Source organism: Aliiroseovarius salicola, assembly GCF_027891095.1.
GTDB classification, from domain to species: domain Bacteria; phylum Pseudomonadota; class Alphaproteobacteria; order Rhodobacterales; family Rhodobacteraceae; genus Aliiroseovarius; species Aliiroseovarius salicola.
In genome coordinates, this window is the sequence record NZ_JAQIIO010000008.1 from 106,464 (window position 1) to 133,157 (window position 26,694).

The following is a 26,694-nucleotide window of genomic DNA, read 5'->3' on the forward strand; positions in this document are numbered from 1 at the left end:
TGAAGCGGCTGAGCGAAGGTGAAAGTGATGAGCCATTGCTGAAACCCACACCTTGAACAAGCCAACCGGCTCTGTCAGAGGAAACCGGGTTGAGACGGGCAGGACGCTAATCAAGCATCCTGCCATGCCTAAACGCTCCCCTTTCCGCTATTTCAAAACCAGCCCTGAGATCATCCGCCTCGCGGTAATGATGTATGTTCGGTTTCCACTTTCGCTGCGCAATGTGGAAGATTTGCTCCATGAACGTGGCATCGATATCAGCCACGAAACCGTGAGATATTGGTGGAACAGATTTGGACCGCTGTTCTCATCGGAAATTCAGAGAAAACGAGTTCAGCAGCTTCGTGCATTTTCACGATGGCAGTGGCACCTGGACGAAGTGTTCGTGAAGATCAACGGCGAGCGGCACTACCTATGGCGGGCCGTGGATCACGAAGGAGAGGTGCAGGAAAGCTACGTCACCAAGCGTCGAAACAAGCGCGCAGCCCTTAAATTCTTGAGGAAGGTGATGAAGCGATATGGTCAGCCAGAGCTTGTCGTTACAGATCGTCTTCGGTCCTATGCGGCTGCCATGCGCGAGATTGGAAACGCGGACGAGCAGTCAACTGGTCGCTATTTAAACAACCGGATTGAGAACTCGCATCTTCCTTTTCGACGACGAGAGCGCGCCATGTCGCGGTTTCGGCGTATGCGAAGTTTGCAAAAATTTGTCGCCATCCACTCCTCAGTCTTCAACCACTTCAATCAGGACCGCAGCCTATCGAAACGTGAACATTTCAAGCTCAACCGAACCGTCGCTCTCTCTGAGTGGCGCAGCCTTTGCGCGGGATAATGGACAGCCATACGGGCCTAGCTGAGACGAGTTCGAATTAGTCTGACAGCACACGTTGATCAGTTGATGCCATAGGACTGGATCATTGCTGTGATCAACGCTTCCCGCTGCCATCAGCTTCCGGTTCTTTATCTCCCGCAAGGTTTCCTTCAGGCGATCATCAACCTCTCTAAGGCGGGGGAGTTCATCGACAAATTTGAGGGAACAAAATGGTATAGGCATTTTCGAAAGCGTCATGGTGGATTCCTTTCAGAGCGCGAACCCATGTGGTTCTTGCCAAAGGCCTGAACCGTATTGGTTCGGCGATTGTGTATGAAAGGCTCCGGAGCCCGTGAGAACACTTAGGGAACGAAATCAGCGGAAGATCAACAGGACGTTTCAATGACGGCGAACCACTACCTCATGCCAAAGCCGAAACATCTTAAACATGGTAACCCACTGATAAATATAAAAAACCACCGACAGGTTACCTGCCGATGGTCATTTGATCTGTGCAGAGTGGTCAAAAATCACCCCTAAGTGGCCAAGTTATGGCGTGTCCCACAACAACAACTGTCTGAGCGTCAGATCAACCGCACTTGGAATGGCCGCAGCTGCCGCAGGTCATGCAACCTTCGACCATGCGCATGTCGAATTGACCACAGCTTGGGCAGGCCGGACCGCGCGGGGCTTCACCCACGGCGATAACTTCGGCTTGCGGATCTGACTTCGGCGCCATGCCTTCGGCCTCAAGGAACCCGGTGGCGATCATGTGGCGCTCGATCACACCGCCGATCGCAGCAAGGATCGACGGGATGTATTTCCCTTCCATCCACGCCCCGCCACGCGGGTCGAACACGGCCTTGAGTTCTTCGACCACAAAGCTCACCTCGCCACCGCGACGGAACACGGCGGAGATCATGCGAGTCAGGGCAACCGTCCAGGCGAAATGCTCCATGTTCTTCGAGTTGATGAACACTTCGAACGGGCGGCGGTGGCCGTTAATGAGCAGGTCATTGATGGTGATGTAGATCGCGTGTTCGCTGTCAGGCCATTTCACCTTGTAGGTATGCCCTTCGAGCGACTGCGGACGACCCAGCGGTTCTGACAGGTAAACCACATCGGCACCGGTTTCGACCTCAGGTGCCTTCTCGCTTTCTTCGTTCACCGACAGAACCGAACCGGTCACGTCATTCGGGCGATAGGTGGTGCAGCCTTTGCAGCCCAACTCCCACGCCTGCATATAGACACTTTGGAACGCGTCAAACGAGATGTCTTCCGGACAGTTGATGGTTTTGGAAATCGAAGAGTCGATCCATTTCTGCGCAGCAGCCTGCATTTTCACGTGGTCCGCAGGGGCCAGCGTCTGCGCGTTTACAAAGTAATCCGGCAGCGGTTTGTCGCCGAACTTATCGCGCCACATCTGCACCGCATAGTCGACCACTTCTTCCTCGGTGCGGGTGCCATCTTTTTGCAGCACCTTGCGGGTATAGGCGTAGGCGAAGACCGGCTCGATGCCCGAAGACACGTTGCCCGCGTAAAGCGAGATGGTCCCGGTGGGGGCAATCGAGGTCAGCAGCGCGTTGCGGATGCCGTGTTCACGAATGGCTTCGCGCACGTCATCATCCATCTGCAGCATGTTGCCCGAGTTCAGATAGGCCTCGGCATCAAACAGCGGGAACGGACCTTTTTCTTTCGCCAGATCAACCGACGCGAGGTACGATGCGCGGGCGATCAGCTTCATCCAGGCTTCGGTTTGCTTTGCAGCTTCGTCCGACCCGTAACGCAGGCCGAGCATCAGAAGTGCATCGGCCAGACCGGTTACACCAAGACCCACACGGCGCTTGGCCTGTGCTTCCTGACGCTGGGCTTCCAGCGGGAATTTCGACACGTCGACCACGTTGTCCATCATGCGGATCGCTGTGCGCACCAGTTTATCGAGCGCTTTCGGATCCAGCTTGGCGTTTTTCTCAAACGGATTTTTCACCAGACGGGCAAGGTTGACCGAGCCCAGCAGGCAAGCGCCATAAGGCGGCAGGGGCTGTTCACCACAGGGGTTGGTTGCCGCAATCTGCTCGCAATAGTTCAGGTTGTTCATCTGGTTGATGCGATCGATAAAGATCACACCGGGTTCGGCGTAATCATAGGTGGCGCGCATGATCTTGTTCCACAGATCACGGGCTTCAACCGTGTGATAGACGTTGCCGCCGAATTTCAGATCCCAGCTGCCATCTTCCTTCACCGCCTTCATGAAGTCATCGGTCACCAGCACCGACATGTTGAACATGCGCAGGCGGGCGGCATCCGATTTGGCGGTGATGAAGTCTTCGATATCCGGGTGATCACAGCGCATGGTCGCCATCATGGCCCCACGGCGCGAGCCTGCCGACATAATGGTGCGGCACATCGCGTCCCAAACATCCATAAAGGAAAGCGGGCCAGAGGCGTCTGCGGCAACGCCTTTCACATCCGCACCGCGCGGGCGGATGGTCGAGAAGTCATAACCGATGCCGCCACCCTGCTGCATGGTCAGGGCCGCCTCTTTCAGCATGTCAAAAATACCAGACATGCTGTCCGGGATCGTGCCCATCACGAAGCAGTTGAAGAGCGTGACCGAACGACCCGTGCCAGCACCTGCGGTGATGCGGCCAGCGGGCAGGTATTTGAAATCTTCCAGCGCGTCGTAAAAGTCGCCTTCGCGATCCGGCTCATGTTCTGCCAGCGAGCGGGCGATCCGACGCCAGGTATCTTCAACCGTCTTGTCTTGCGCCTCCCCTTCCGACGATTTGAGTCGGTATTTCATGTCCCAGATTTGTTCGGCAATGGGGGCGGCAAAACGAGTCATCAAAGCTCTCTCTTGGCTATCTTGTTGATTTTAATTGGGACATAGCTTTTTGGCAGCGGCTTGCCCCTCCCTGTCAGGGATGGCATTTATACCAATAATGTGGGGGCTGTCACCAGCTTTGTTAAAAAAATATCAACATTTAGTGTGTCGTCACCAAAGCGCCACATACATCTGGTAAATACTATGAGCTATGTAAACCTGCTAAAACTCTGCGTTGGAGCGGAAAAAGTCGAAGATCTGACCGCCTGGCAAGAGATGCGCCGGGGCGAGACCGGACGACCCAATCCGGTGCATGTCACCCGAATGTGGCCCAAGCGCGAATCTGAACTGGTGAACGGCGGCTCGCTATATTGGGTCTTTAAGGGGCAGGTGCTGGCCCGGCAAGAGGTGTTGCGGCTCGAAGAGGTGATCGGGCAGGATGGGATCCGCCGCTGTGGCATTGTCCTCTCGAACGACGTCATTCTTACCGAATCCCAACCCCGCCGAGCTTTTCAGGGCTGGCGCTATCTTAAACCCGAAGACGCGCCCCGCGACCTGCCCGAACTGCGAGAGGGCGATGATGATCTGCCCTCCGAGCTTGCTTCGGCGCTTGCGGAAATAGGTATCCGCTAGAAATCAGGACACTTTTCATGGACCCGGATCATTATCGTGAACAGTTGAAATCCGAAGGGCGGGTCTGGCTTCGCAAGGCCCTGACTGAGGAAGAGCTGGAAGGCCTTCGAAATCTTTCAGTAATGGAGGGGCGACCCGGTGCGCGGATCGCTCATACCGATCCTCTTTTCCAAACTCTGCCCGACATGGGGTTTAATGAGCTGATCACTCAAACCTGGCCTAATATGCAACAGGTTCGGCTCCTGTCATTTGACAAAAGCAAAGAAGCAAACTGGGGTGTGCCCTGGCATCAGGATCGCATCATTGAGCTTGCCGAAAAAACACAGGTCCCCGGTTACACCAACTGGTCACAGAAGGCGGGCATCTGGCATTGCGAACCACCGTTGGAACAGCTTGAAACTATGCTGTTTGTTCGTGTGCACCTTGATCGTAGCACGGTTGAAAACGGCGCGATGGAAATCGCCCTTGGCAGCCATCGCGAAGGTAAGGTTTCCTCTCCCCGGGCATCAGAAATCGCCGGAACCTATCCAACCGAAATAACAACTGCAGAAGCTGGGGACGTGCTTGTCCTCGCCATGTTGACCCTGCATCGATCTGGATCATCGGCAACTGCCAAAGAATCCAATGAGCGACGACGCACGTTACGAGTCGACTACGCACCGTTCGATCTGACCGATGGGCTAAACTGAGCCTGCTGAGTTCAGGCTTCTTGCAGTGGATAGACCTGTCACAGAATCGATTCTTTCCTCGGCTACCCTGTCCCTGCCCGCCGTTTCCCCTTCCTAACCGGCTTGCCCGTCCGGTCAGGATCCTCGCGGGCAAGTGCGTGCCGATCCATTCCACGTGGCATGCGCCCTCCCTCGGGGGTCGGTCCTTTCCCCGGGGGAGCTTTCCCCGCGCTCTAATGCTCTGGACAAGGTCTGTCGGGTCGCTAGGATCACCGCAACCTCTACCCTTCCCGATCAGAAGGATCCGGCCATGGCGCTTGGCAGCAATATCCGCACCTATTTCAACGACAGCTGGCATGACGGGGATGTTCCGGTGATGAAGGCCGCCGATCATGGCAGCTGGCTGGGCAGCACGGTGTTTGATGGTGCGCGTTATGCCCATGGGCTGTCACCTGATCTGCGCGCCCATTGTGAAAGGGTGAACCGCTCGGCAGAGGCGCTGATGCTCACGCCAACCGTTTCCACTGAAGATATGGTCGAGATCGTACGCGAAGGCCTATCTGCCTATTCCCCGGACCAAGCCGTTTATATCCGCCCGATGTATTGGGGATTGGACAGTGGGGCGTTGGGGATTTTACCCGGGCAGAACGCCACCGGGTTTGCCATCAGTCTGGAAGAGGTGCCACTGGCGCCAGACACGGCCACAACCACCCTCACCACCACACGGTTTCGCCGCCCCGTGCTTGAAAGCGCGGTGGTGAATGCCAAGGCGGGGTGCCTCTACCCCAACAACGCCCGGATGGTCGCAGAAGCGGTGTCGAAAGGGTATGGCAATGCGCTGGTGGCGGATGCTTTGGGAAATGTCGCGGAAAGTGCGTCCTCGAATGTGTTTATGGTCAGGGATGGCGAAGTCTTCACCCCGATTGCCAACGGCACCTTCCTTGCCGGCATCACCCGTGCGCGCCACATGAAGAACCTCCGGTCCGAGGGAGTCAAAATACATGAATGCACCCTTACCTTCGATGATTTCCGTGCGGCGGACGAGGTGTTCCTGACCGGCAACATGCATAAGATCACACCAGTGACCGAGTTTGATGGCACCATGTATCAACTTGGCCCCGTTGCTCGCCGCGCGCGTGAACTTTACTGGGATTGGGCCCATTCCGATGATGGTCGTACCAGCTGATCTGCGCCAAACGGCGCTCACGATTTGCGTCGGTGCGGTAGGGGCGGCCTTTGCCTGGGCGATCAACATGCCGCTGGGTCTGCTGGCAGGCCCGGCATTGGCCGTGGCATTTGCCAGCGTGATGGGCATGAAAACCGCCATCGCCATGCCTCTGCGAAACGTAATCTTTGTGCTTGTGGGCATCGCAGTGGGGTCAATGGTCACGCCCACCAGCATCGCCGCCATTGCACGCTGGCCGTTGGCTTTTGCCATTCTGGCCTGCCTGACCGCCGCAACACCGTTTGTCGGACAGCGCCTGCTCACCCGGCATATGGGGTTTTCCCGCACTGAAGGGTTCTTGTCAGCCGCGCCGGGACATCTGAGCCTTGTGGTTTCATTGGCAGACACGCTGAACATCGCGCTGACCCGACCTGCCTTGCTGGCATCGTTCAGGGTACTCGCAATCAGCCTGTTTGTCCCTTTGGCCGCCAGATTGTCAGGGTTGGAACTGGGCCCGGGTCTGCCGGTTGGGCGTGCCGTATCCTCATGGCCGATGATCGGGATCGAACTGGTGGCAGCGATTGCCATCGCGCCACTTCTCGCCAAGGCTAGGCTGCCCGCTCCGGTATTGCTTGCCGCCATGATCACGGCGGCGGCATTGCACTTGGGGGGAATTGTCGACGGCAATCTGCCGCCCTGGATAAGCCAGTCAGTATTGGTGCTAATGGGGTGCCTGATCGGCACGCGCTTTGTCGGCATCCGCTGGCCAGAGCTGCGGCGCAACCTGATTGCCGGAGTGATCGTGGTCACGTTGACCACCGGGCTGGCCGCAATGGCAGCACTTCCCGCCGCATGGATCTCGGGCTTGCCGCTTCTGGACATATTGGTGGGATTTGCACCCGGAGGGCTGGAAACCATGGTGATCGTGGGCGTTGCAATGGGAGCTGACCCAAGTTTTGTGGCCACGGCACATGTGGTCCGGCTTGTCCTGCTGGCTTTGGTGATTACCACTTACGCCGCACATATTGCGCGGTCTGGACCTACGGAAAGCAATGGACAGGACCGCCCCCCTCGGGCAGACTGAGCCCGTTTGAAGGCCCGTCCGCAGAGGGCGCGCCGCATAAGGGACCAATATGCGCAAGTTTCTCGTGATCCTCGACGACAGCCGCGAATGCCTGAACGCCATGCGCTTTGCCGCCATGCGCGCGGCCAATTCCGGGGGCGGCGTCGAAGTGCTCTCAATCATCCCGCCGGATGAGTTCAACCACTGGATCGGCGTCGGCAACATCATGCGCGAGGAAAGCCGCGAGCGGATCACCGTGCATTTCGAAGTATTCGCCAAATGGATGCGCGACCGGCAGGGTGTAGACCCGGAACTGGTCATTCGAGAGGGAGAAGTGGTGCCCGAGATCATGTCACAGATTCGTGAGGATCCGGATATCGGCGTTCTGGTCCTCGGCGCAGGATCCGGTAAATCCGGCCCTGGCCCTATCATCACCCAGATGATGCGCGCATCGGCGGAACTACCCGTCCCCATGACCATCGTGCCCGGAGAAATGTCCAAAGACCGACTTGAAGAGATCACCTGATCCGAACCATGAAATACTCCCGCGCCTTTTCTCCCTTTGGTCGACAGGCTTGGGCGCGGCGCAGCTTGTGAGCCTTGAGGGGCGCTGCCCCTCGCCTCGAAGAGGCTCACCCCGAGATATTTGAGGCAAGAAAAAAGCAGATTTCCTTGCATTTTCATTGCCGGAAATACCTTAGGGTGAATGCGCACAGCGCAGAGGGGCAAAGCCCCTGCCGAGCAAAGCGAGGCCACCGTGAGCGCGACGAAGCGCAGCGGATGTCACCCGTTTCATTCCCCAACCTTGACAGTTGCCCCCCTCAGGCGCATATCAATCCCAACTAAAACGTTTTGGATAAAGCCCGATGGCTGACCAAAACGCTTCCAGAAGGTGCGCCATGTTTATCCAAACCGAATCCACGCCAAACCCCGCTACGTTGAAATTCCTGCCCGGACAGGACGTGCTGGGAACGGGCACCGCCGACTTCCCGTCGAAGGACGCCGCAGACGCTTCGCCGCTTGCCACCCGCATTTTTGCAGTCAACGGCGTGACGGGCGTTTTCTTCGGTGCAGATTTTGTCACCGTAACCAAGGCGGATGAGGTTGAGTGGGATCATGTGAAACCGGCAATTCTCGGCGCAATCATGGAACATTTCCAGTCCGGCGCGCCCGTCATGGCGGCCGACGGCATCGCGGCCTCTGGTCACGCGGAACACACTGGGGAGAACAGCGAGATCGTGGAGCAGATCAAGGAACTGCTGGACACCCGCGTGCGCCCTGCCGTGGCGCAGGACGGGGGCGACATCACGTTCCACGGCTTTGATCGCGGCATCGTCTATCTACACATGCAAGGCGCATGTGCTGGTTGCCCCTCATCGACGCTGACCCTGAAGATGGGGATCGAAAACCTGCTGAAACACTACATCCCGGAAGTGGTTGAGGTGCGCCCTGTTGCAGCCTGACCCCATCATTCTGGCATTTGACACATCGGCCGCGCATTGCGCGGCCGCTTTGCTGCGCGGGGATGAGATTGTCGCGCTTCGCCACGAGGAGATGGCAAAAGGACAGGCTGAACGGTTGATGCCCTTGCTGGAAGAGGTGCTGGCCGAGGGGGGGGCATCATGGTCCGATCTTGACGCGATTGGCGTTGGAGTTGGCCCCGGCAATTTCACCGGTATCCGCATTTCGGTGTCCGCTGCACGTGGGCTGGCCCTGTCGCTGGGCATTCCAGCCATTGGCGTATCGACCCTTGAGGCCCTGGCTTTTGGTGTTGATACCACGATCCTGTGCAGCGTGGATGCCCGCCGCGAGATGCTCTACACACAGGCTTTCAATGATGGCACAGCCTCTTCCCCGATACTGACCAGCTTCGATGACATCCCCCTGCCCAACCCAAAGGCAGAAGCAAATGTGGTTGGGCACCGCGCTGGAGAAATTGCCAATCGGACCGGAGGGCAGGTTGTCGCCGCTGCATTTCCATTCACAGAAGCCATAGCCCGCAAAACCAAGGCACGTATGCACAATGTGCAGCTACCCCGTCCTGCCCCCCTTTACATACGCACGGCGGACGCCGCCCCACCGCGCGATCCGGCCCCCGTCATTCTGGATTGATCATGATCGATCCCGACGCCCTTGCCCGGATCCATGCCGCGAGCTTTGACAATGCTCGTGGTTGGAGCGAGGCGGAATTCGCTGATCTCCTCTCGTCGCAATTTGTGTTTGCAGAGGTTGCAGAACACGGTTTTGCACTAGGACGCGAAATCGCAGGGGAAAGCGAACTCCTGACCATCGCTGTGCTGCCCGAAGCACGCGGGGATGGTTTGGGCCGGGATCTACTCAGGCGGTTCGAGGCGACAAGTGCTGCGCGCGGAGCAGGGCTTCTTTTTCTGGAAGTCGCCGCCGACAACATCCCCGGCCTGTCATTATACCGCAATTCAGGGTGGAACGAATCCGGCCAACGGGTCGGTTATTATGCCCGCCCGGATGGTTCAAAGCAGGATGCGATCCTGATGCAAAAGCACCTGACTTTAGGTTAAGCACCCTAAAAAACGGGTAGAATGCGCTTTGTTGACAACTTATTATTGACCCTCCCCTTGCCCTCTGACCAAAATCCCGGATGATCTTTCGCGAGCGATAGCATCGCCGTATAAATGGGAATCATACCAGATGGTCAAATTTGGACCCTCAGGTCCCAAACAACAATAAAACGGGAGAACCACATGACCCTGATGAAGAACCTTCTTGGCGCTGCTGCCGCAGTTGCCGTGACCGCCGGTGCTGCGTTAGCTGATCCGGCCGTCATCTTCGACCTGGGCGGTAAATTCGACAAATCCTTTAACGAAGCGGCCTATAACGGCGCCAAGCGTTGGGCGGACGAAACCGGCGGCAAGTATTTGGAAATCGAATTGCAGTCCGAAGCACAGCGAGAGCAGGCCCTGCGTCGCTTTGCCGAAGCGGGCGCCAGCCCGATCGTGACCACCGGTTTTGCCATGGCTGACCCGGTTGCCAATGTATCTGCCGATTACCCGGACACTAAATTTGTCAACATCGACGGTTTCCTGCCGGAAATCCCCTCGAACGTTCAGATGATCGCCTTTGAAGAGCATCAGGGCAGCTATCTGGTCGGTGTTCTGGCGGCCATGGCCTCGAAATCTGGCACGGTTGGTTTTATTGGCGGCATGGATGTTCCGCTGATCCGTCACTTCGCCTGTGGCTATGCCCAGGGCGCGCTGGCAACCAATCCGGGCATCAAAATCGTCGCCAATATGACCGGCAACACGCCGACCGCCTGGAATGACCCGGTACGCGGTGGCGAGCTTGCCAAGGCACAGATCGCGCAAGGTGCTGACGTGGTTTATGCCGCGGCTGGCGGCACCGGTATTGGGGTTCTGCAAGCGACTGCTGACGCCGATGGCGTTCTGTCGATCGGTGTGGATTCAAACCAGAACCACCTGCATCCGGGCAAGGTACTGACCTCGATGCTGAAACGTGTGGATGTGGCTGTTTATGAAGCCATGAAAGCAGGCGGCGATCTTGAAACCGGCATCCAGGTCCGTCTTGGTCTGGCCGAAGAAGGTGTAGGCTATGCTCTTGACGACAACAATGCGTCGTTGGTTTCGGGTGATATGGAAGCCGCAGCAGAAGATGCGAAAGCCAAAATCATCGCAGGCGACATCGACGTGGTGGCCTACTACACCAATGACAGCTGCCCGGTGCTTGATTTCTGATCATGACTGAGCATCAAAACGGAACGGGGCAGCAGTCTTCTGCTGCCCCAGCCATTGAACTGCGCGGGATTTCCAAGGCGTTTGGGCCGGTGCAGGCGAACAAGGACATCTCGATTTCCGTCCAGCCCGGCACGATCCATGGGATCATCGGGGAAAATGGCGCGGGCAAATCAACGCTGATGTCCATCCTTTACGGTTTCTACAAGGCCGATGAGGGGCAGGTTTTCATCAACGGGCAGGAAACTCAGATCCCCGACAGCCAGGCCGCCATTCGCGCCGGCATCGGGATGGTGTTTCAGCATTTCAAGCTGGTCGAGAATTTCTCGGTGCTTGAGAATGTGATCCTTGGGGTGGAAGAAGGTGCCCTTTTGCGGCCCTCCCTTGCCAAGGCGCGTAAGGAACTCAAGGCGCTGGCTGAAGAATACGAGCTGCGGGTCGATCCCGATGCCCTGATCGAAGATTTGGGCGTGGGCAAACAGCAGCGGGTTGAGATTCTCAAAGCGCTCTATCGTCAGGCCGACATTCTCATCCTCGACGAACCCACCGGGGTTCTGACTCCCGCCGAGGCGGATCACCTGTTCCGCATCCTCGACGGGCTGCGCGCACAGGGTAAGACAATCATCCTGATCACCCACAAGCTGCGCGAGATCATGGAATATACTGACACCGTGTCAGTGATGCGGCGCGGCCAGATGACCGATACGGTCAAGACAAAAGACACCAGCCCAGAGAAACTGGCCGAGCTGATGGTGGGCCGCAAGGTTCTGTTGTCCGTGGATAAAGTGCCAGCCAAACCGGGTGAAAACGTGCTGGAGATCGAGAACCTGCGCGTCATCGACGACCAAGGTGTCGAACGCGTGAAGGGGATCGACCTCAATGTCCGCGCAGGCGAAATCCTCGGAATTGCGGGTGTGTCCGGCAACGGTCAATCCGAGCTGATGGAAGTCCTTGGAGGCTATGCGCAAGCGACTGGATCTGTGCGCCTTAAAGGCCAGGAGCTGGATCTGACCGGCAAGAAATCCGACGCGCGCTCGCGCCGTGAACGCGGTATCGCCCACGTGCCCGAAGATCGCCAGAGCCGCGGTTTGATCATGGAGTTTCCCGCTTGGCAAAACATGATCTTTGGCTATCACAACGACCCGGAAATCCAGAAGAACGCTCTTTTGATGGATAACTCCAAAATGGTCGAGATCACGCAGGACAAGATGGACCGGTTCGACGTGCGCCCGCCGCATCCGCACCTCGCCGCCAAAAGCTTTTCCGGCGGCAACCAGCAAAAGATCATTGTCGCCCGTGAGATCGAGCGCAATCCCGATCTGCTGATCGTGGGCCAACCCACCCGTGGTGTGGATATTGGTGCGATCGAATTCATCCACAAACAGATCGTCGCGCTGCGTGATCAGGGCAAGGCGATCTTGCTGGTGTCCGTTGAACTGGAAGAGATCCTGTCTCTCTCCGACCGTATTGCCGTGATGTTTGACGGTCATATCATGGGGGAACGCATGCCTGCCGACACCAATGAACAAGAGCTTGGCCTGCTGATGGCTGGGGAAAATGGATCGGGCGAAAACGGGGGGCAAGCGTGATGGACAAGATGCCAAAATGGGCGGACGTTGCCCTGATCCCGTTTTTGAACCTGACGCTGGCTTTTGCCATTTCAATGGCAGTGATCGCCGCCATTGGGCAGGACCCGTTTGAAGCGGTGAAACTGATGGTCACCGGCGCGTTGGGGTCGAGCTATGGCTGGGGCTATACGCTGTACTACGCCACCAACTTCATCTTCACGGGCCTCGCCGTGTCGATTGCCTTTCAGGCAGCCTTGTTCAACATCGGCGGCGAAGGGCAAGCCGTACTTGGAGGTTTAGGCGTGGCACTGGTCTGCCTTTACATCCCCTTCCCGCATTGGACCGTGGCAATTCTGTTTGCGATGCTGGGTGGCGCACTTTTCGGGGCACTGTGGGCTGCCATTCCTGCCTATCTGCAGGCCAAACGCGGCAGCCACGTGGTGATCACCACCATCATGTTCAACTTCATCGCGGCTTCGCTTTTGAATTATGTGCTGGTGAACCTGCTGCGCCCGAAAGGCTCGATGGATCCGGCCTCGGCGCGGTTCCCGGAGACCACCAACCTGCCCACATTCCATGACCTTTTGTCGCCCTTTGGAATTGCATTTTCTAAATCCGCGCCGGTGAACGTGTCGTTCATCGTAGCCGTCGTGGCATGTATCGTGGTCTATCTTCTGCTGTTCCGCTCACGCATTGGTTATGAAATCCGGTCCTTCGGGCAAAGCCAGAGCGCATCTGTTTACGCGGGCATTTCGCCGGTGAAGATCACCATGATTGCAATGCTTCTTTCAGGCGGTCTTGCGGGCATGATGTCGATCAACAACACGATGGGTGAAAGCGAACGGCTGATCCTGAACTCTGTCGAAGGCGCGGGTTTCATCGGCATCGCGGTGGCCCTGATGGGGCGCAACCACCCGTTTGGGGTCTTCCTCGCCGCGCTCCTCTTTGGCTTCCTCTATCAAGGCGGCGGTGAGTTGGCGCTTTGGCTGTCGATCCCGCGCGAGCTGGTGCTGGTTATTCAGGGTCTGGTGATCCTGTTTACAGGCGCCTTGGACAATATGATCCGAATGCCGGTGGAGCGAGCTTTCATTCGGGCCGCCAAGCGGGCCGAGGCCCGCGACGCCAAGCAGAAGGAGGCGTAAGTCATGGATTTTCTGACGATCATTCAAATCCTCGACAGTGCCCTCCGTATGGCGACTCCACTTTTGCTGGCCTGTCTGGCGGGCCTGATTTCGGAACGCTCCGGCATTTTCGATATTGGGCTTGAGGGTAAAATCCTTGTGTCGGCCTTCTTCTCGGCGGCGGTTGCTTCACTTACCGGATCGGTTTGGTTGGGGCTTCTGGCCGGCGTGACCGTGTCGGTGGTGTTCTCGCTGGTGCATGGCATGGCCTCGATCACCTTCCGCGGCAATCAACTGATCTCGGGTGTGGCACTAAACTTCCTTGCCTCGGGGCTCACAGTTCTGGTGGGCGAGACATGGTTTGGGCTCGGAGGGCGAACCCCGACCCTGGAAGGGGCTGAGCGGTTCAATCCGATCACTCTGCCCTTCGCGGATGCACTCAGGGATGTGCCCATATTGGGTCCGATCTATTCTACCCTTCTGTCCGGACACACATTGCTGGTTTATGTGGCGCTCCTGCTGGTGCCAACAGTCTGGTACGTGCTTTACCGCACGCGCTTTGGCCTGCGCATGCGCGCTGTTGGGGAAAACCCGGCAGCGGTGGATACGGCAGGGATTTCCGTCATCCGCCTGCGTTATACAGCGATGGTGATTGCGGGTGTTCTCTGCGGTCTGGCCGGGATCTATCTGGCCACCGGGCTGAGCTCGGGCTTTGGTAAGGAAATGAGCGCCGGACGCGGCTTTATCGCGCTGGCCGCCCTGATCTTTGCCAAGTGGAAGCCGGTGCCGGCACTGGGGGCGACGCTGCTCTTTGGTTTGCTTCAGGCCATCGCGATCCGATATCCCAAGATCGATCTGGGCTTCATCACCCTGCCATCGCAGTTCATGGAGGCCCTGCCCTACATCCTGACTGTGATCATTCTGGCAGGCTTCATTGGCAAGGCCATCCCGCCGAAAGCCGGGGGTCAACCTTATGTCAAAGAACGCTGAGGCAATTGCAGAGAAAGTTCGGGGCCTTGCAGGTCCCGAACCGGTCGACGTCGGTCTCGTTCTGGGATCTGGTCTGGGCCATCTTGCGGATGCGGTGGACGGCGTGGCCATCCCCTATTCCGAGCTGGATGGCTTTCCCCATGCGGGTGTATCCGGGCACAACCCAAACCTTGTGATCGGCAATCTGGAAGGCACCCGCGTCGCCGTCTTTGGCGGGCGTGCGCATTACTATGAAAGCGGCAAGGCGGATGCGATGCGGCTTCCCCTTGAGGTGCTGAAGGCGTTGGGCGCCGACCGACTGATCCTGACCAACGCGGCAGGTTCGATGCGTCAGGACATCCCACCGGGAGATCTGATGTTGATCGAAGATCACATTAACTTTTCGGGCCTTAACCCGCTGATTGGCGAACCGACTGATGCGCGGTTTGTGCCTATGGGCGGAGCCTATGATGTGGATATGCGGGCGGAGTTCACCGCAATCGCCGAGGAAGAGGGCATCGCGCTTAAACCCGGTGTTTACGCCTGGTACTCGGGACCGAGTTTTGAAACTCCTGCCGAAATCAGGGCCATTCGCACGCTTGGGGCTGATGCAGTGGGCATGTCGACTGTGCCGGAAGTGATTCTTGCAAGGTTTCTCGGAATGCGCGCCACGGGGATCTCGACCATCACCAACATGGCGCAGGGCCTTTCAGATGAGGCTATCAGCCACGAACACACCAAAGCCATGGCACCACTTGGAGCAAAAAAACTGGAAAAACTGGTTCGCAGGTATTTAACCCGTGACGAATGACCTGAAACTGCGCAATAAAATGAATTAAAGCGCTTTTTCTTTACATCCGGTCCGCTGATGCAAATCTATCTTCCGATCGCCGAGGTCTCGGTGAATGCCTTTCTGCTTCTCGGCCTTGGCGGGATCGTCGGGATCCTGTCGGGCATGTTTGGTGTTGGTGGCGGGTTTCTGATGACGCCGCTTCTGTTCTTCATCGGCATCCCCCCCGCTGTAGCGGTAGCAACCGAAGCCAACCAGATTGTGGCTTCGTCTTTTTCCGGTGTGCTCGCGCATTTCAAACGAAAGACAGTTGATCTCCGAATGGGGCTGGTCCTGCTTGTCGGGGGGCTGATCGGGGCAGCACTTGGCGTCCAGCTGTTCAACACTTTGAAAGCCATGGGGCAGGTCGACCTGTTGGTAAAACTGTCTTACGTGCTGTTTCTGGGCATCATCGGTGGGTTGATGTTCCTAGAAAGCCTCAATGCGATCATGAAGACGCGAGGCGGCAAAGTGGTGACAACCCGGCGCAAGCATTACTGGGTGCATAACCTGCCCTTCAAGATGAAGTTCCGCACCTCTGGTCTTTATATCTCGGTCATTCCGCCGATCCTTGTCGGAGTGCTGGTTGGTATCCTCGCAGCGATCATGGGTGTTGGTGGCGGGTTCATCATGGTTCCCGCGATGATCTATCTGCTTGGGATGCCGACCAAGGTTGTCGTCGGCACCTCGCTTTTCCAGATCATCTTTGTGACCGCTTTCACAACGCTTTTGCACGCAACCACCAACTATACCGTAGATATGGCGCTTGCGGTTCTGCTCTTGATCGGGGGCGTCGTCGGGGCCCAGATCGGGGCGCGGATCGGGGTCAAACTAAAGGCAGAGCAGCTACGTATTTTGCTGGCCATCATGGTGCTTGCGGTTTGCGGCAAACTGGCTCTGGACCTGCTTATCCAACCATCGGAGCTATTTGAAATCGGCGCAGGGGGCGGTCACTGATGCGCATCCTCATCGCTTGTCTTTCCGCTCTGATCCTGGGGGTGACCGCAGCCCATGCCAAGGAAGAGGTGGTTGCTGGTCTCAGCCAGAATATGGTGTCGATCAACGCCACATTTGTGGGATCCGAAATCCTGATCTTTGGTGCCGTGAAACGAGAAACACCCGCTCCTGCGGATGAACCGCTTGAAGTGGTGGTGGTGGTCGAAGGGCCAAATGTTCCGGTCACCGTACGCAAAAAAGACAAAAGGTTTGGGATTTGGGTCAATACCGATGCGCTCGACATCGCGTCTGCCCCAAGTTTCTATGCGGTTTCCGCCTCTTCAACGCTGGACGGATCCATCAACATTCTCGATGATCTGCGCCATCTGGTATCGGTCAACCGGGCGATCACGATCAGCGACAATATCTTCACCAACATTGATCCAACCGAATTCACCGAAGCCCTCATTCGCATTCGCGAAAACAATGGAACCTACCGTTTACTCGAAAACAATGTGACCGTGCGCCAGGATACATTGTTCGACACTCGTATCGCGCTTCCATCGAACCTGACTGAAGGCGAGTATCGCACCCGGATCTTGCTCACCCGTGCCGGATACGTTGCCGCCAGCTATGAGACGGTGATCAACGTGCAGAAGGTGGGACTTGAACGCTGGATCTACAATCTCGCCCATAACCAACCGCTGATCTACGGTCTCTTGTCGCTGTTTATCGCGATAGCCGCTGGCTGGGGCGCATCGTCGATTTTCCGGTTCATCCTAAGGGGCTGACCCAATCGTTTCGGCGGTTGATGAATCATTTTCCATCAGTCCAAGTTTAGCGACAAAACTCGAATGTCAGGTTTCTAAAAAATGCCGTCGAGGAATGCTCCATCACTTGATCCCGGACGTGATCGACACAGACATTAACCTCGCCCGATGTAAGGCATCTTGGTGGCCATCACTGTCATGAACTGTACGTTGGCCTCTGGGGGCAGATTGGCCATGTGCAGGACTGATCGGGCCACATCATCCACATCCATAGTTGGTGGCGGCACTTCGCCACGCGCAACCGCCTCATCGGCAATACCCTGTAAAAGTTCGGTACGCGCATTGCCGATATCGATCTGCCCGCATGCAATATCAAAGGGCCTTCCATCTAGGCTCAATTGCCGTGTCAGCCCGGTAATTCCATGTTTGGTGACGGTATATGTCACGGCACCTTCACGGGGCACATGCGCGGAAATCGAGCCATTATTGATGATCCGTCCACCTTGAGGATCCTGTGCCCGCATCCGGGCAAAGGCAGCGCGGGCACACAGGAACATGCCGGTCAGGTTCACATTCACCGCGCGGTTCCAATCTTCGACCGAGACCTCGTCAATTGCAGCGGCCGGAGTGAATACTCCCGCATTGTTGAAGAGCACGTCCAGATGACCGGTGCGATCAGTAAATTGTTCAAAAGCGCGGTCGACAGCGGACGGATCAGATACATCTGCAGGCAACACAACCGCGTTCTGATGACCTTCAGCCACAGCTTCAAGCGCGTCCTTGCGCCGAGCCAGTAGCCCAACGGTCCAACCTTCTGACAGGAACAGATCGGCCACCGTCCGACCGATGCCGGAACTTGCTCCAGTGATCAGAATACTAGCCATTTTCTCCTCCCTCAGCCTGAAGCGTCAACGGTGCTGCCGGGGCACGTAGGTCGTCAACACGCAACCCGTCCGTCGGGCGTGCCATTGCATAGCGTGTGACCCAGTGCAGCCGATGTTCAGCACGGGTAATCGCCACGTAGGCCAGCCGCTTCCAGAGCGGAATTCCAGCCTCGTTTCGTCCCATCTGGGCTGCTGCATAGAGGTCTGGCGCAAAAACCTGCACATCCGGCCACTGGCTGCCCTGTGCCTTGTGGATCGTCACCGCCGCCCCATGCAGGAACGCTGCCCCCATGCGGGCGGCAAAGGGGATGAAAGGTTCTTCTTCATCGGGCAACTCAATTTTCACGATCGAGGCTGCTGAAACCTGTGGATCCTCCGCCCCAATCACATGCAACCGCGAAAATCCCGGTTTCTTGCCGGGTCCGAGATAGACACATTGCGCGCCCTTGATCAGCCCACGCGCTTCAAGATCAATCCTCTTCTTGCGGTGTTTGAGCGGCAATTCGATCCCGTCACAAATCAATGGCTCACCAGGCATGAGCTCCTCCGCGGGCGCCCCAAACGCCCCTCGGAAAGCTGAGATCAGCCGAACCCGTGTCTTGTTGCGCCACACCAGCACGGGCGAACGCGCCATCAGGTCGGCGTTGACCCGAGGCGCCAGCTGTACACGCTCATCCCGACGCGCCGCATCTTCGATCATACGTTCAAACGCGTCAAAACTCAGACTGTCGTCAGATAGCGCATGGGCCAGATCGAGGATCGGATTGTCCTCTTTCTGACGGTGGATGCGGTGCAGCTCCAATTTGCGCATATCACCCAGCTTGTCGAACACCATCGTGCCCGACTGCCCCACCGGGGCCAGCTGCGCGGGATCACCAAACAGGATCAGGGTCGGAAAAATCTCGCGCAGATCATCGAACTGTTTGTCATCAAGCATAGAGCTTTCGTCGACAAAGCCGATGTCCAGCGGATCACCACGCCGTTTCCAACCGGTAATGAAGTCCGACCCGCGCAACCCCGCTGCGGCCAAAGCGCCGGGAATGGATTTGTTCGTCTGATAAAACGCAAAAGCCCGGTCCAACGCTTCATCCGTCAAACCCTCAATCTCAGGTCGCTCCCCTTCACCGGACAGCCACTCGGCAATCTTTTCGTATTCCGGGTCATAGACGGGAGTGTAGAGGATGCGGTGAATGGTGGTCGCAGGCACACCACGCATGCGCAAAACGGAAGCCGCTTTGTTGGTTGGTGCCAGAATGGCCAGCGTGCGACGATCCTTTTTCTTCTTGCTCTCATAGTCGCCGGACACAATGTCGACGCCCGCCGCCTCTAACGCTTTGTATAGCTCGGCCAACAGCATGGTCTTGCCCGATCCGGCCTTGCCCATCACCGCAAAAACCTGCGCCTTTCCGTCCGACATGGGTGTCAGAAGCGCATCGTCCAGATTCACACCCGCCCCTCGCAACATTTCTGCAACGCGATCATGGGCTTCGGCTTGGTCTTCGGAAAACGTAATGGGGGACAGCTCACTCATGGCGAGACCCTACCCCGTGGAACAAAAAGCGAAAAGGCGAAACTCCTACTTCAGCCTTCCTCTTGCCTTAAATATCCCGGGGTGAGGCCCCGCTCGCAGAGTGGGGCAGAGTCCCTTATGCGGTCTCGGCAATCGTTCCGCCCTGCGATGGGACGGGCTTGCCAGCCAGCGAATAACACAGCCACCCGCAGCTCATCTCACGCGTAACCCCAACGCGCTTCAGGGTTGGTTCAAATGCGCTGGCATCCATCGACCACAGCCCAACCCCAATAGCATCGCGACCCTCACCTTCCATGCCGATCACGTCCGGCTCCAGACCCATCAGGCGATAAATGCGCTGCATCCGCGGGTCAAATACGCCAACATAATGCTTGAGTTTGTACGCGTCCATAAGTTCCCCGGCCCCCAGCGCAAGGGCTGCAGATGCCCGTTTGTCGGCTTTTGGGGAAAGACAGAAGCGGGTGCATTCCCAAATCAGCGGGCTTTCAATTGTCACCCCACCGGTCAAGTGACTGAAATGCTCGTTGACCATCGTGCGCCCCACTGTGGGCATAAAGCGCATGGATCCACCGTGGCGACCATCGGCCATTTCCCAGATAACATAGAGGGGATTGAGGTCATCATATTGATCCCGCTCTTCCCCAGCCGCATTCACCGTTACATCCCAACCTAGGCGCTTAGAGAATTGTTCCGTTCGGTCGCGAAACATCGTGTCACGCAGCAAGGGAAAACGAGAAAGGTCGTTAGCATAGAGGTAACGCAGCATTGTGGAGGCTCCTGTGTCCGATCAGCTGAGGACACATTGCCGCCACAGGCGTTAACACCGGCCAGCCGAGCGCACGCCGGGTTCAGACCCGATTAAGACCTATCACGAGATCACACGATAATCACACCGGTTGACAGGGCGCGCGCAACCGCATGGGTTGTATTCATCGCTCCCAGCTTATGCCGGGCGCTTTCGATATAAACTCTGAGTGTATGCTCTGAAATCTGCATCTCCGCCGCGGCCTGTGCACGGTTCATACCCTTCGCCAGACAGGTCATGGCACCCAACTCGCGGGGGGACAACATCGGAGTGGTGGCAGCGTCCCCCCACTGCTCGAACTCGAGCGCCTTTTTATTCAGTTCGTGCGCCAGGATCATCAGGTCGCGGGCATTGTCGGAAATAAACGCAGTCCACGCATCGTCTTCTGCATGATTGTTCAGCGTGAACAGGGCAAATTGTCCGGAAGGGCCACGGATCGGGATCGTATACCCCTGGTTGCCCAGACCATGATCAAGAGCATCCCCCAACATGGCTCTTGCCGCCTTGGATGACCAATCGAGTTCTTTCCAAATTACCGGAGTAAAGCGTTGAAAACAACCATATATTACGGGATCCATCCTCAGATAATCTTTTTCGACATAGCGATCGACCCATTCCGGGCTATATGTTCCCGCGCCGAAACGCTCACCAATCGAGTTCACCCAGTGGTAGACCACATGAAGCACCTTGTAGTAATCCCGCAAGGCTTCGGTCGCGATTTGCAAATCCTCAAGCGTACTCGCGTTCTGAATACTATCGAGCTGCTGTTCCAGGCTGTCTATCATGTGGCTGCATCATCTCCGCTTTCCGATCCGCAGCATTCGCAATCTCGGTCAAAGCTATGAGACGTGCATCATCCAGCGCCTCAGCCGTGACAGAAAGATCGTTTTTTCGAGCATAAGCCATCAGGTCGGTAAGAACATCAATGATCCATTCATTCGCCATGTAAAGCCCCGTTTTAAGTTCCATCACAACACAACCTTAGCATGAGTGATAAAAACCGTTAATTCACCGGTTCTTACTCCCCCAAAATAGTGAGTGAGAAAATTTCAAAGCATTGAAACTTTATGTCCTCACCCTCCGCAAATGGCCCGTTCAAACGTGATCCGCGCCCCTTACGGCGAGTTTCTTAAAAGTGATTCGCCCTAAAGAAGAGAGAACAAAAGAAAGAAACCCCTGCGACCGAGCCACAGGGGTTTCAAAGTATCGGTATATTCAATCAGATCAGCTGCGCGCTTCCAAAGCATCCTCCAGCGTGCGAAGACCTGTTTTCGGTGCCTGAACCAGCACCGACATGTTGCCGGGCTTGTGCTCGTTGCGGTACATCTTCAAATGCGCGGCTGGGATTTCATCCCAGGGGAACACTTCCGACATATAGGGATCGATCCGGCGTTCAATCATCAGCTTGTTGGCTGCAGCAGCCTGCTTCAGGTGAGCAAAGTGAGAACCTTGCAGACGCTTCTGGTGCATCCAAGTGTAGCGCACGTCGAACGTACAATTGAAGCCGGTGGTACCTGCACAGATCACAACCATGCCGCCCTTCTTGCAGACCAAGTTGGACACGGGGAAGGTCGCAGCACCTGGGTGTTCGAACACGATGTCTACGTTGTTGCCCTTGCCGGTGATGTCCCAGATGGCTTTACCAAAGCGGCGCGCTTCCTTGAACCAGGCATCATATTCTGGCGTGTTGACCGTGGGCAATTGCCCCCAGCAGGTGAAATCCTTGCGGTTGATGACGCCCTTGGCGCCCAGCCCCATCACGAAGTCGCGCTTGTCTTCGTCCGAGATCACACCAATCGCGTTGCCACCAGCCGCGTTGATCAGCTGGATCGCATAAGAGCCCAGACCACCCGAGGCGCCCCAAACCAATACGTTCTGGCCGGGCTTGAGTTCATGTGGGTGGTGACCAAACAGCATCCGATACGCCGTGGCCAGCGTCAGCGTGTAACAAGCCGATTCTTCCCAGGTCAGATGCTTGGGGCGGCGCAGCAATTGCTGGGCCTGAACGCGGGTAAATTGAGCAAAAGACCCATCTGGGGTTTCATATCCCCAAATCCGTTGGCTCGGCGAAAACATCGGGTCACCGCCGTTGCATTCCTCGTCGTCACCGTCATCCTGGTTACAGTGGATCACAACCTCGTCGCCCACTTTCCAGCTTTTCACCTTGTCGCCCACGGCCCAAACAATGCCCGAAGCGTCGGACCCGGCAACGTGGTAGTCCTGCTTATGCACGTCAAACATGCTGACTGGCACACCAAGACCGGCCCAGATGCCGTTGTAGTTCACACCAGCGGCCATCACCATTACCAGAACCTCATGGCTGTCCAGCGTGGGGGTGTCGACCACCTCAACCTGCATCGCCTTATCAGGCTCGCCCTGACGCTCGCGGCGGATCGCCCAAGCATACATTTGTTTCGGTACGTGACCCATTGGGGGCATTTCACCGATCTCGTAGAGATCTTTTTTCGGTGCATCGTATTCCGCGATGCCGGTTTGCGTATCCAAAGCCATGGTGGCCTCCTGTCAACTACAAGCAGTGATTCTAATTGCCGCGATGCAGAAACGCGGCTGCAAATGCAGCATTACGCATCAGTCAGCAATATTGCAACCACAATTCACCATTATTTGTAACTTTATGTCGCAGATGACGTTAAGGTCAGGTTACAGCTTTGCGACGTCCGCGACCTCAGCGGGTGACAGATCCGACAGATAAATCGGCGTGATCGCCTCTGACAAGTGCGCAATGGAATTGGCGTAGAAGGCAAGTATAGCACGGTCGGATGTATTCACCCTATAGCGCCCACCCTCTTCAACAATAAGCTTCCGCATGGCCAAAAGCCGCAGCCCGACCTCAACGGCGTAGTCCAAATCGTTACGCGGCATATGTACATGCGCACCATGCGCTTCCATTCCCGCCACCAGCGTCTGAAAACGGTCAGCCACCTCATCGCGTGAATGGCTGTCCTTCTCCAACATCACAGCCGCCACCACCGGCACCGGCAAGACCGGAACCACCGCGCGGATACGACCCATCAGATCCTGTGCAAGACGTTCAGGCACCTTCTTGTCATTCTCGGACATGAAGCTTTTCAGCGACACCGGTGAACCGAAGGAAACACTTGCGTAGCCAAATCTGTGGAACCGCCGGGTGATCCGCTGCCACAGATGTGTGCCCACATGGTGAGCCACATATTTAAAGCGCAGCCCGAACTTCCGCACGCCTTTGACATTGGCTGCCACCAGAACGCGGTCTTCCAGCACCCGATCATAGTTCATCGCGACCGGCAGAAACACCACATCACGGTTGGTTTCAGGGTCAAACCCATCAATGATATAACTCAGAAGACCCATTTTGGGCGCTCCCACCTCTCCGGTCAGCGACAGCCCCCCTTCCGGAAACATCGCCTGTGTCACACCACCTTCCGTCGCCATACGGACATAGCGTGACAACACTTTGCGATAGAGTGCATTGCGGCTTCTGCGGCGGATAAAATAGGCGCCCATCGATCTGATCAGCGCGCGCAAAGGCCAGACCCGCGCCCATTCGCCCACTGCGTATGACAGATGCGAGCGCTCAGCTGCCAGCCATGTCACCAGCACGTAATCCATGTTGGAGCGGTGGTTCATAACGAAAACCACCGTGGCATCGGGGCTTACCTCTTTCAGTCGCGCCTCATCAAAGGCACCAAGTCGAACACGGTAAAATCCGCGGCTAATGAGTTTTGCCAACCGGATCCCGAACCCAAAATAGGCGGTGGCTGAAAACCGCGGCACGATCTCACGTGCGTATCGCTGTGCCTTTTCAAACGCCACTTGTTCAGGGATCTGTTCTTCGGCTGCATGTTCTGCAATCGCCCTGGCCACCTCGGGATCATAAGAAAGACGCTGCACCATGTCATAGCGCCGCGCCAGTTTGAACGGCTCAATCGGTCGCTCCAACCGCTCATTGAGCCGCGCCACGGCCCGCTCTAAACGCTTGCGAAAGAACCAGCGCACCGAAGGAAAAAGGAAATGCGACGCAAAGGTCACGGTGGCAAATCCGAGGATCAGCACCAATAGCCAAAGAGGAAGTTCTACCGCCTGCGTCATGAAAAATCCTTTTCAGGATTCTGGTGAAAGGTAAAGATCACCTTTTCCTTGCCATGATGTCACTGTTTTCCACTTGCACCAAATACTCACCCCGAAAGCAGGGGTGCCACAAAGCGTAGCGTGCCAACCCAAACCGGGGGCTCACCCGTTGGGCGTCCGCCCCGTCGGAGAATTTTGTCGCGCAATAATCCTAACTTTCAAATTCCCTCTTGCGTAATATTGTTGCGTCTGCGAAAAATGCTGCACTGCAACATAGAGCGAGTCACGTCATGACCACTGAAGAGCGCACCAAAGACCGTCCCTGGCTGTTCCGCACCTATGCCGGCCATTCGACTGCCAAGGCCTCGAACGCCCTTTATCGCACCAATCTGGCCAAGGGTCAGACCGGGCTTTCCGTGGCCTTCGACCTGCCGACCCAGACCGGATATGACAGTGACCACGTTCTTGCCCGTGGCGAAGTGGGCAAGGTGGGTGTACCGCTCGCGCATCTGGGCGACATGCGTGCGCTCTTCGACGAGATCCCGCTCGAACAGATGAACACGTCTATGACGATCAACGCCACTGCCCCGTGGTTGCTTGCCCTTTATATTGCGGCGGCCGAGGAACAGGGCGCAGATGTTTCGAAACTGCAGGGCACGGTGCAGAACGACATCATTAAGGAATATCTCTCGCGCGGCACCTATGTCTGCCCACCGAAACCGTCCCTGCGCATGATTACCGATGTGGCCGCCTATACGCGCGAGCATCTGCCCAAGTGGAACCCGATGAACGTCTGTTCCTATCACTTGCAAGAGGCCGGCGCGACGCCGGAAGAGGAACTCGCCTTTGCACTTGCCACCGCCATTGCAGTGCTCGACGACCTGAAAAACAAGGTCCCCGCCGAGGCTTTCCCGGCCATGGTCGGCCGCATCTCTTTTTTCGTGAACGCAGGCATCCGCTTCGTGACCGAAATGTGTAAGATGCGGGCATTTGTGGAACTGTGGGACGAGATCACCCGCGAACGTTACGGCGTCGAAGACCCGAAATTCCGTCGCTTTCGTTACGGTGTACAGGTGAACTCGCTTGGCCTGACCGAACAACAGCCGGAAAACAACGTCTACCGCATCCTGATCGAAATGCTCGCCGTGACGCTGTCGAAAAACGCCCGCGCCCGTGCGGTGCAGCTTCCGGCCTGGAACGAAGCTCTTGGCCTGCCACGCCCGTGGGATCAGCAATGGTCCCTGCGGATGCAGCAGATTATGGCCTATGAAACGGACCTTCTGGAATATGAAGACCTGTTCGACAACAACCCCGCCGTGGAACGCAAAGTCGCCGCCCTCAAGGAAGGCGCGCGTGCCGAACTGGCGCAGATCGACGGCATGGGCGGTGCGATCTCTTCGATCGAATACATGAAGTCGCGTCTGGTGGAGAGCAACGCCGAACGGATCGGCAAGATTGAGGTGGGTGACACCACCGTGGTTGGCGTGAACAAATGGACCGAAGCCGCTGAAAGCCCGCTCACCGCTGGTGACGGCGCGATCATGGTGGCGGATGCCGAGGCCGAAGCCGACCAGATTACGCGTCTGGATACTTGGCGCGAGGCCCGCGATGCGAACGCCGTAGAAAAAGCTCTGGCCGACCTGCGGGCCGCTGCCAAGGATGGCACCAACATCATGCCCTCATCGATTGCCGCCGCCAAAGCCGGCGTCACCACTGGCGAGTGGGGTGAAGTGATGCGTTCAACTTTCGGGCAATACCGCGCACCGACGGGCGTGTCGAAGAACCCATCGAACCGTACCGAAGGGTTGGATGAGATCCGAGAACGCGTCGCCGCCGTGTCGGGACAGCTGGGTGAGAAACTCAAGTTCCTCGTTGGCAAACCCGGTCTGGACGGCCACTCAAACGGCGCCGAACAAATCGCCGCCCGCGCCCGTGACTGCGGCATGGATATCACCTATGACGGCATCCGCCTGACACCCGAAGAGCTGGTGGCCTCTGCCCAAGAGACCGGCGCCCATGTGGTCGGCCTGTCAATCCTCTCCGGCTCGCACATCCCGCTTCTCGAAGAACTGATGGAGCGCATGAAAGCTGCAGGTCTGGGCCACATCCCGGTTGTCGCCGGGGGCATCATCCCCGACGAAGACGCCGAGAGGCTCCGCGCATTGGGTGTGGCCAAAGTCTACACACCGAAGGACTTTGAACTGAACCTGATCATGGAGGATATCGTCACGTTGGTCGCCCCGCAAACGGTGGCTGCCGAGTAACGGCCCGGATGGTTTCAAAACTCAGAAAGGCGCGGGACCAACATCGCGCCTTTTTTCTTG

At 57.0% G+C, this 26,694-nt stretch carries 25 protein-coding genes; 17 read left to right on the forward strand and 8 right to left on the reverse strand.

From position 1 onward, the window contains the following. Window positions 1-124 precede the first annotated feature (124 nt). Window positions 125-832 carry an IS6 family transposase gene (locus O2N63_RS14205; protein ID WP_271054979.1) on the forward strand — a complete coding sequence of 236 codons (708 nt, stop codon included), beginning with the start codon at window positions 125-127 and terminating at the stop codon, window positions 830-832. A 568-nt stretch (window positions 833-1,400) separates the two neighbouring features. Here the strand turns inward: O2N63_RS14205 and O2N63_RS14210 are convergent. After that, entirely contained in the window at window positions 1,401-3,656 is a 2,256-nt protein-coding gene (locus O2N63_RS14210) for an adenosylcobalamin-dependent ribonucleoside-diphosphate reductase (protein ID WP_271054945.1), read from the reverse strand. A 183-nt stretch (window positions 3,657-3,839) separates the two neighbouring features. Between O2N63_RS14210 and O2N63_RS14215 the strand changes: the two genes are divergently transcribed. The 15 genes from O2N63_RS14215 (at window position 3,840) to O2N63_RS14285 (ending at window position 17,103) form a co-directional block, all read left to right on the forward strand. Further along, the gene (locus O2N63_RS14215; protein WP_271054946.1) at window positions 3,840-4,268 is read left to right on the forward strand and encodes a DUF1489 family protein; all 429 of its coding nucleotides are present in this window, start codon (window positions 3,840-3,842) and stop codon (window positions 4,266-4,268) included. Between the two features lie 17 nt (window positions 4,269-4,285). After that, a complete protein-coding gene (locus O2N63_RS14220; RefSeq protein ID WP_271054947.1) occupies window positions 4,286-4,957 on the forward strand; it encodes a phytanoyl-CoA dioxygenase family protein in 672 nt (223 codons plus the stop codon). A 289-nt stretch (window positions 4,958-5,246) separates the two neighbouring features. Further along, on the forward strand, window positions 5,247-6,122 hold the full coding sequence (locus tag O2N63_RS14225) for a branched-chain amino acid aminotransferase (RefSeq protein ID WP_271054948.1): 876 nt from the start codon (window positions 5,247-5,249) through the stop codon (window positions 6,120-6,122). Further along, the gene (locus O2N63_RS14230; protein WP_271054949.1) at window positions 6,103-7,185 is read left to right on the forward strand and encodes an AbrB family transcriptional regulator; all 1,083 of its coding nucleotides are present in this window, start codon (window positions 6,103-6,105) and stop codon (window positions 7,183-7,185) included. Before O2N63_RS14225 ends, O2N63_RS14230 begins: the two co-directional genes overlap by 20 nt. Before the next feature lie 49 nt (window positions 7,186-7,234). Continuing rightward, the gene (locus O2N63_RS14235; protein WP_271054950.1) at window positions 7,235-7,690 is read left to right on the forward strand and encodes a universal stress protein; all 456 of its coding nucleotides are present in this window, start codon (window positions 7,235-7,237) and stop codon (window positions 7,688-7,690) included. 373 nt (window positions 7,691-8,063) lie between these two features. Beyond that, window positions 8,064-8,627, forward strand: a complete 564-nt coding sequence (locus O2N63_RS14240; protein WP_271054951.1) for a NifU family protein — start codon at window positions 8,064-8,066, stop codon at window positions 8,625-8,627. Next, window positions 8,617-9,276, forward strand: a complete 660-nt coding sequence (gene tsaB, locus O2N63_RS14245) for a tRNA (adenosine(37)-N6)-threonylcarbamoyltransferase complex dimerization subunit type 1 TsaB (protein WP_271054952.1) — start codon at window positions 8,617-8,619, stop codon at window positions 9,274-9,276. The genes O2N63_RS14240 and tsaB overlap by 11 nt, the downstream gene beginning before the upstream one ends. Window positions 9,277-9,278: 2 nt before the next feature. Beyond that, window positions 9,279-9,701, forward strand: a complete 423-nt coding sequence (locus O2N63_RS14250; protein ID WP_271054953.1) for a GNAT family N-acetyltransferase — start codon at window positions 9,279-9,281, stop codon at window positions 9,699-9,701. A 183-nt stretch (window positions 9,702-9,884) separates the two neighbouring features. Continuing rightward, window positions 9,885-10,892, forward strand: coding sequence for a BMP family lipoprotein (locus O2N63_RS14255; protein WP_271054954.1), 1,008 nt, complete (start codon window positions 9,885-9,887; stop codon window positions 10,890-10,892). Window positions 10,893-10,894: 2 nt separating this feature from the next. After that, window positions 10,895-12,478 (forward strand): ABC transporter ATP-binding protein, encoded by a 1,584-nt coding sequence (locus O2N63_RS14260; protein ID WP_271054955.1) that lies wholly within the window; start codon window positions 10,895-10,897, stop codon window positions 12,476-12,478. After that, a complete protein-coding gene (locus O2N63_RS14265) occupies window positions 12,478-13,599 on the forward strand; it encodes an ABC transporter permease (protein WP_271054956.1) in 1,122 nt (373 codons plus the stop codon). The genes O2N63_RS14260 and O2N63_RS14265 overlap by 1 nt, the downstream gene beginning before the upstream one ends. A gap of 3 nt (window positions 13,600-13,602) precedes the next feature. Next, complete coding sequence (locus O2N63_RS14270) at window positions 13,603-14,568, forward strand: ABC transporter permease (protein WP_271054957.1); 966 nt, start codon at window positions 13,603-13,605, stop codon at window positions 14,566-14,568. Then, window positions 14,552-15,358 (forward strand): purine-nucleoside phosphorylase, encoded by an 807-nt coding sequence (locus tag O2N63_RS14275; protein WP_271054958.1) that lies wholly within the window; start codon window positions 14,552-14,554, stop codon window positions 15,356-15,358. The genes O2N63_RS14270 and O2N63_RS14275 overlap by 17 nt, the downstream gene beginning before the upstream one ends. 57 nt (window positions 15,359-15,415) lie before the next feature. Beyond that, window positions 15,416-16,333 carry a sulfite exporter TauE/SafE family protein gene (locus O2N63_RS14280; protein WP_271054959.1) on the forward strand — a complete coding sequence of 306 codons (918 nt, stop codon included), beginning with the start codon at window positions 15,416-15,418 and terminating at the stop codon, window positions 16,331-16,333. Further along, on the forward strand, window positions 16,333-17,103 hold the full coding sequence (locus tag O2N63_RS14285) for a TIGR02186 family protein (protein WP_271054960.1): 771 nt from the start codon (window positions 16,333-16,335) through the stop codon (window positions 17,101-17,103). The genes O2N63_RS14280 and O2N63_RS14285 overlap by 1 nt, the downstream gene beginning before the upstream one ends. A 134-nt stretch (window positions 17,104-17,237) precedes the next feature. On the opposite strand, the gene O2N63_RS14290 is transcribed toward O2N63_RS14285, so the two are convergent. From O2N63_RS14290 to O2N63_RS14320, 7 genes are all read right to left on the reverse strand, one after another. Beyond that, entirely contained in the window at window positions 17,238-17,966 is a 729-nt protein-coding gene (locus O2N63_RS14290; RefSeq protein WP_271054961.1) for an SDR family oxidoreductase, read from the reverse strand. After that, complete coding sequence (locus O2N63_RS14295) at window positions 17,959-19,497, reverse strand: ATP-dependent DNA helicase (protein WP_271054962.1); 1,539 nt, start codon at window positions 19,495-19,497, stop codon at window positions 17,959-17,961. The genes O2N63_RS14290 and O2N63_RS14295 overlap by 8 nt, the downstream gene beginning before the upstream one ends. 115 nt (window positions 19,498-19,612) lie before the next feature. Beyond that, window positions 19,613-20,263 carry an acyl-homoserine-lactone synthase gene (locus O2N63_RS14300; protein WP_271054963.1) on the reverse strand — a complete coding sequence of 217 codons (651 nt, stop codon included), beginning with the start codon at window positions 20,261-20,263 and terminating at the stop codon, window positions 19,613-19,615. A 110-nt stretch (window positions 20,264-20,373) separates the two neighbouring features. After that, window positions 20,374-21,087: a helix-turn-helix transcriptional regulator gene (locus tag O2N63_RS14305; RefSeq protein WP_271054964.1), complete on the reverse strand. Its 714-nt coding sequence runs from the start codon at window positions 21,085-21,087 to the stop codon at window positions 20,374-20,376. After that, window positions 21,056-21,271 carry a hypothetical protein gene (locus O2N63_RS14310; RefSeq protein WP_271054965.1) on the reverse strand — a complete coding sequence of 72 codons (216 nt, stop codon included), beginning with the start codon at window positions 21,269-21,271 and terminating at the stop codon, window positions 21,056-21,058. Before O2N63_RS14310 ends, O2N63_RS14305 begins: the two co-directional genes overlap by 32 nt. A 255-nt stretch (window positions 21,272-21,526) precedes the next feature. Next, window positions 21,527-22,813: a crotonyl-CoA carboxylase/reductase gene (gene ccrA / locus O2N63_RS14315; protein WP_271054966.1), complete on the reverse strand. Its 1,287-nt coding sequence runs from the start codon at window positions 22,811-22,813 to the stop codon at window positions 21,527-21,529. A 150-nt stretch (window positions 22,814-22,963) separates the two neighbouring features. Beyond that, window positions 22,964-24,391: a 1-acyl-sn-glycerol-3-phosphate acyltransferase gene (locus O2N63_RS14320; RefSeq protein WP_271054967.1), complete on the reverse strand. Its 1,428-nt coding sequence runs from the start codon at window positions 24,389-24,391 to the stop codon at window positions 22,964-22,966. Window positions 24,392-24,660: 269 nt separating this feature from the next. On the opposite strand from O2N63_RS14320, the gene O2N63_RS14325 reads away from it, so the two are divergent. After that, entirely contained in the window at window positions 24,661-26,634 is a 1,974-nt protein-coding gene (locus tag O2N63_RS14325; RefSeq protein ID WP_271054968.1) for a protein meaA, read from the forward strand. Window positions 26,635-26,694: the final 60 nt, after the last annotated feature.

Excerpts from the sequence above, each read along its gene's own strand:
- O2N63_RS14205 (WP_271054979.1), top strand. The coding sequence starts at position 125 with ATGCCTAAACGCTCCCCTTTCCGCTATTTCAAAACCAGCCCTGAGATC.
- O2N63_RS14210 (WP_271054945.1), bottom strand. The coding sequence starts at position 3,656 with ATGACTCGTTTTGCCGCCCCCATTGCCGAACAAATCTGGGACATGAAA.
- O2N63_RS14215 (WP_271054946.1), top strand. The coding sequence starts at position 3,840 with ATGAGCTATGTAAACCTGCTAAAACTCTGCGTTGGAGCGGAAAAAGTC.
- O2N63_RS14220 (WP_271054947.1), top strand. The coding sequence starts at position 4,286 with ATGGACCCGGATCATTATCGTGAACAGTTGAAATCCGAAGGGCGGGTC.
- O2N63_RS14225 (WP_271054948.1), top strand. The coding sequence starts at position 5,247 with ATGGCGCTTGGCAGCAATATCCGCACCTATTTCAACGACAGCTGGCAT.
- O2N63_RS14230 (WP_271054949.1), top strand. The coding sequence starts at position 6,103 with ATGATGGTCGTACCAGCTGATCTGCGCCAAACGGCGCTCACGATTTGC.
- O2N63_RS14235 (WP_271054950.1), top strand. The coding sequence starts at position 7,235 with ATGCGCAAGTTTCTCGTGATCCTCGACGACAGCCGCGAATGCCTGAAC.
- O2N63_RS14240 (WP_271054951.1), top strand. The coding sequence starts at position 8,064 with ATGTTTATCCAAACCGAATCCACGCCAAACCCCGCTACGTTGAAATTC.
- O2N63_RS14250 (WP_271054953.1), top strand. The coding sequence starts at position 9,279 with ATGATCGATCCCGACGCCCTTGCCCGGATCCATGCCGCGAGCTTTGAC.
- O2N63_RS14255 (WP_271054954.1), top strand. The coding sequence starts at position 9,885 with ATGACCCTGATGAAGAACCTTCTTGGCGCTGCTGCCGCAGTTGCCGTG.
- O2N63_RS14260 (WP_271054955.1), top strand. The coding sequence starts at position 10,895 with ATGACTGAGCATCAAAACGGAACGGGGCAGCAGTCTTCTGCTGCCCCA.
- O2N63_RS14265 (WP_271054956.1), top strand. The coding sequence starts at position 12,478 with ATGGACAAGATGCCAAAATGGGCGGACGTTGCCCTGATCCCGTTTTTG.
- O2N63_RS14270 (WP_271054957.1), top strand. The coding sequence starts at position 13,603 with ATGGATTTTCTGACGATCATTCAAATCCTCGACAGTGCCCTCCGTATG.
- O2N63_RS14275 (WP_271054958.1), top strand. The coding sequence starts at position 14,552 with ATGTCAAAGAACGCTGAGGCAATTGCAGAGAAAGTTCGGGGCCTTGCA.
- O2N63_RS14280 (WP_271054959.1), top strand. The coding sequence starts at position 15,416 with ATGCAAATCTATCTTCCGATCGCCGAGGTCTCGGTGAATGCCTTTCTG.
- O2N63_RS14285 (WP_271054960.1), top strand. The coding sequence starts at position 16,333 with ATGCGCATCCTCATCGCTTGTCTTTCCGCTCTGATCCTGGGGGTGACC.
- O2N63_RS14290 (WP_271054961.1), bottom strand. The coding sequence starts at position 17,966 with ATGGCTAGTATTCTGATCACTGGAGCAAGTTCCGGCATCGGTCGGACG.
- O2N63_RS14295 (WP_271054962.1), bottom strand. The coding sequence starts at position 19,497 with ATGAGTGAGCTGTCCCCCATTACGTTTTCCGAAGACCAAGCCGAAGCC.
- O2N63_RS14300 (WP_271054963.1), bottom strand. The coding sequence starts at position 20,263 with ATGCTGCGTTACCTCTATGCTAACGACCTTTCTCGTTTTCCCTTGCTG.
- O2N63_RS14305 (WP_271054964.1), bottom strand. The coding sequence starts at position 21,087 with ATGATAGACAGCCTGGAACAGCAGCTCGATAGTATTCAGAACGCGAGT.
- O2N63_RS14310 (WP_271054965.1), bottom strand. The coding sequence starts at position 21,271 with ATGGAACTTAAAACGGGGCTTTACATGGCGAATGAATGGATCATTGAT.
- ccrA (WP_271054966.1), bottom strand. The coding sequence starts at position 22,813 with ATGGCTTTGGATACGCAAACCGGCATCGCGGAATACGATGCACCGAAA.
- O2N63_RS14320 (WP_271054967.1), bottom strand. The coding sequence starts at position 24,391 with ATGACGCAGGCGGTAGAACTTCCTCTTTGGCTATTGGTGCTGATCCTC.
- O2N63_RS14325 (WP_271054968.1), top strand. The coding sequence starts at position 24,661 with ATGACCACTGAAGAGCGCACCAAAGACCGTCCCTGGCTGTTCCGCACC.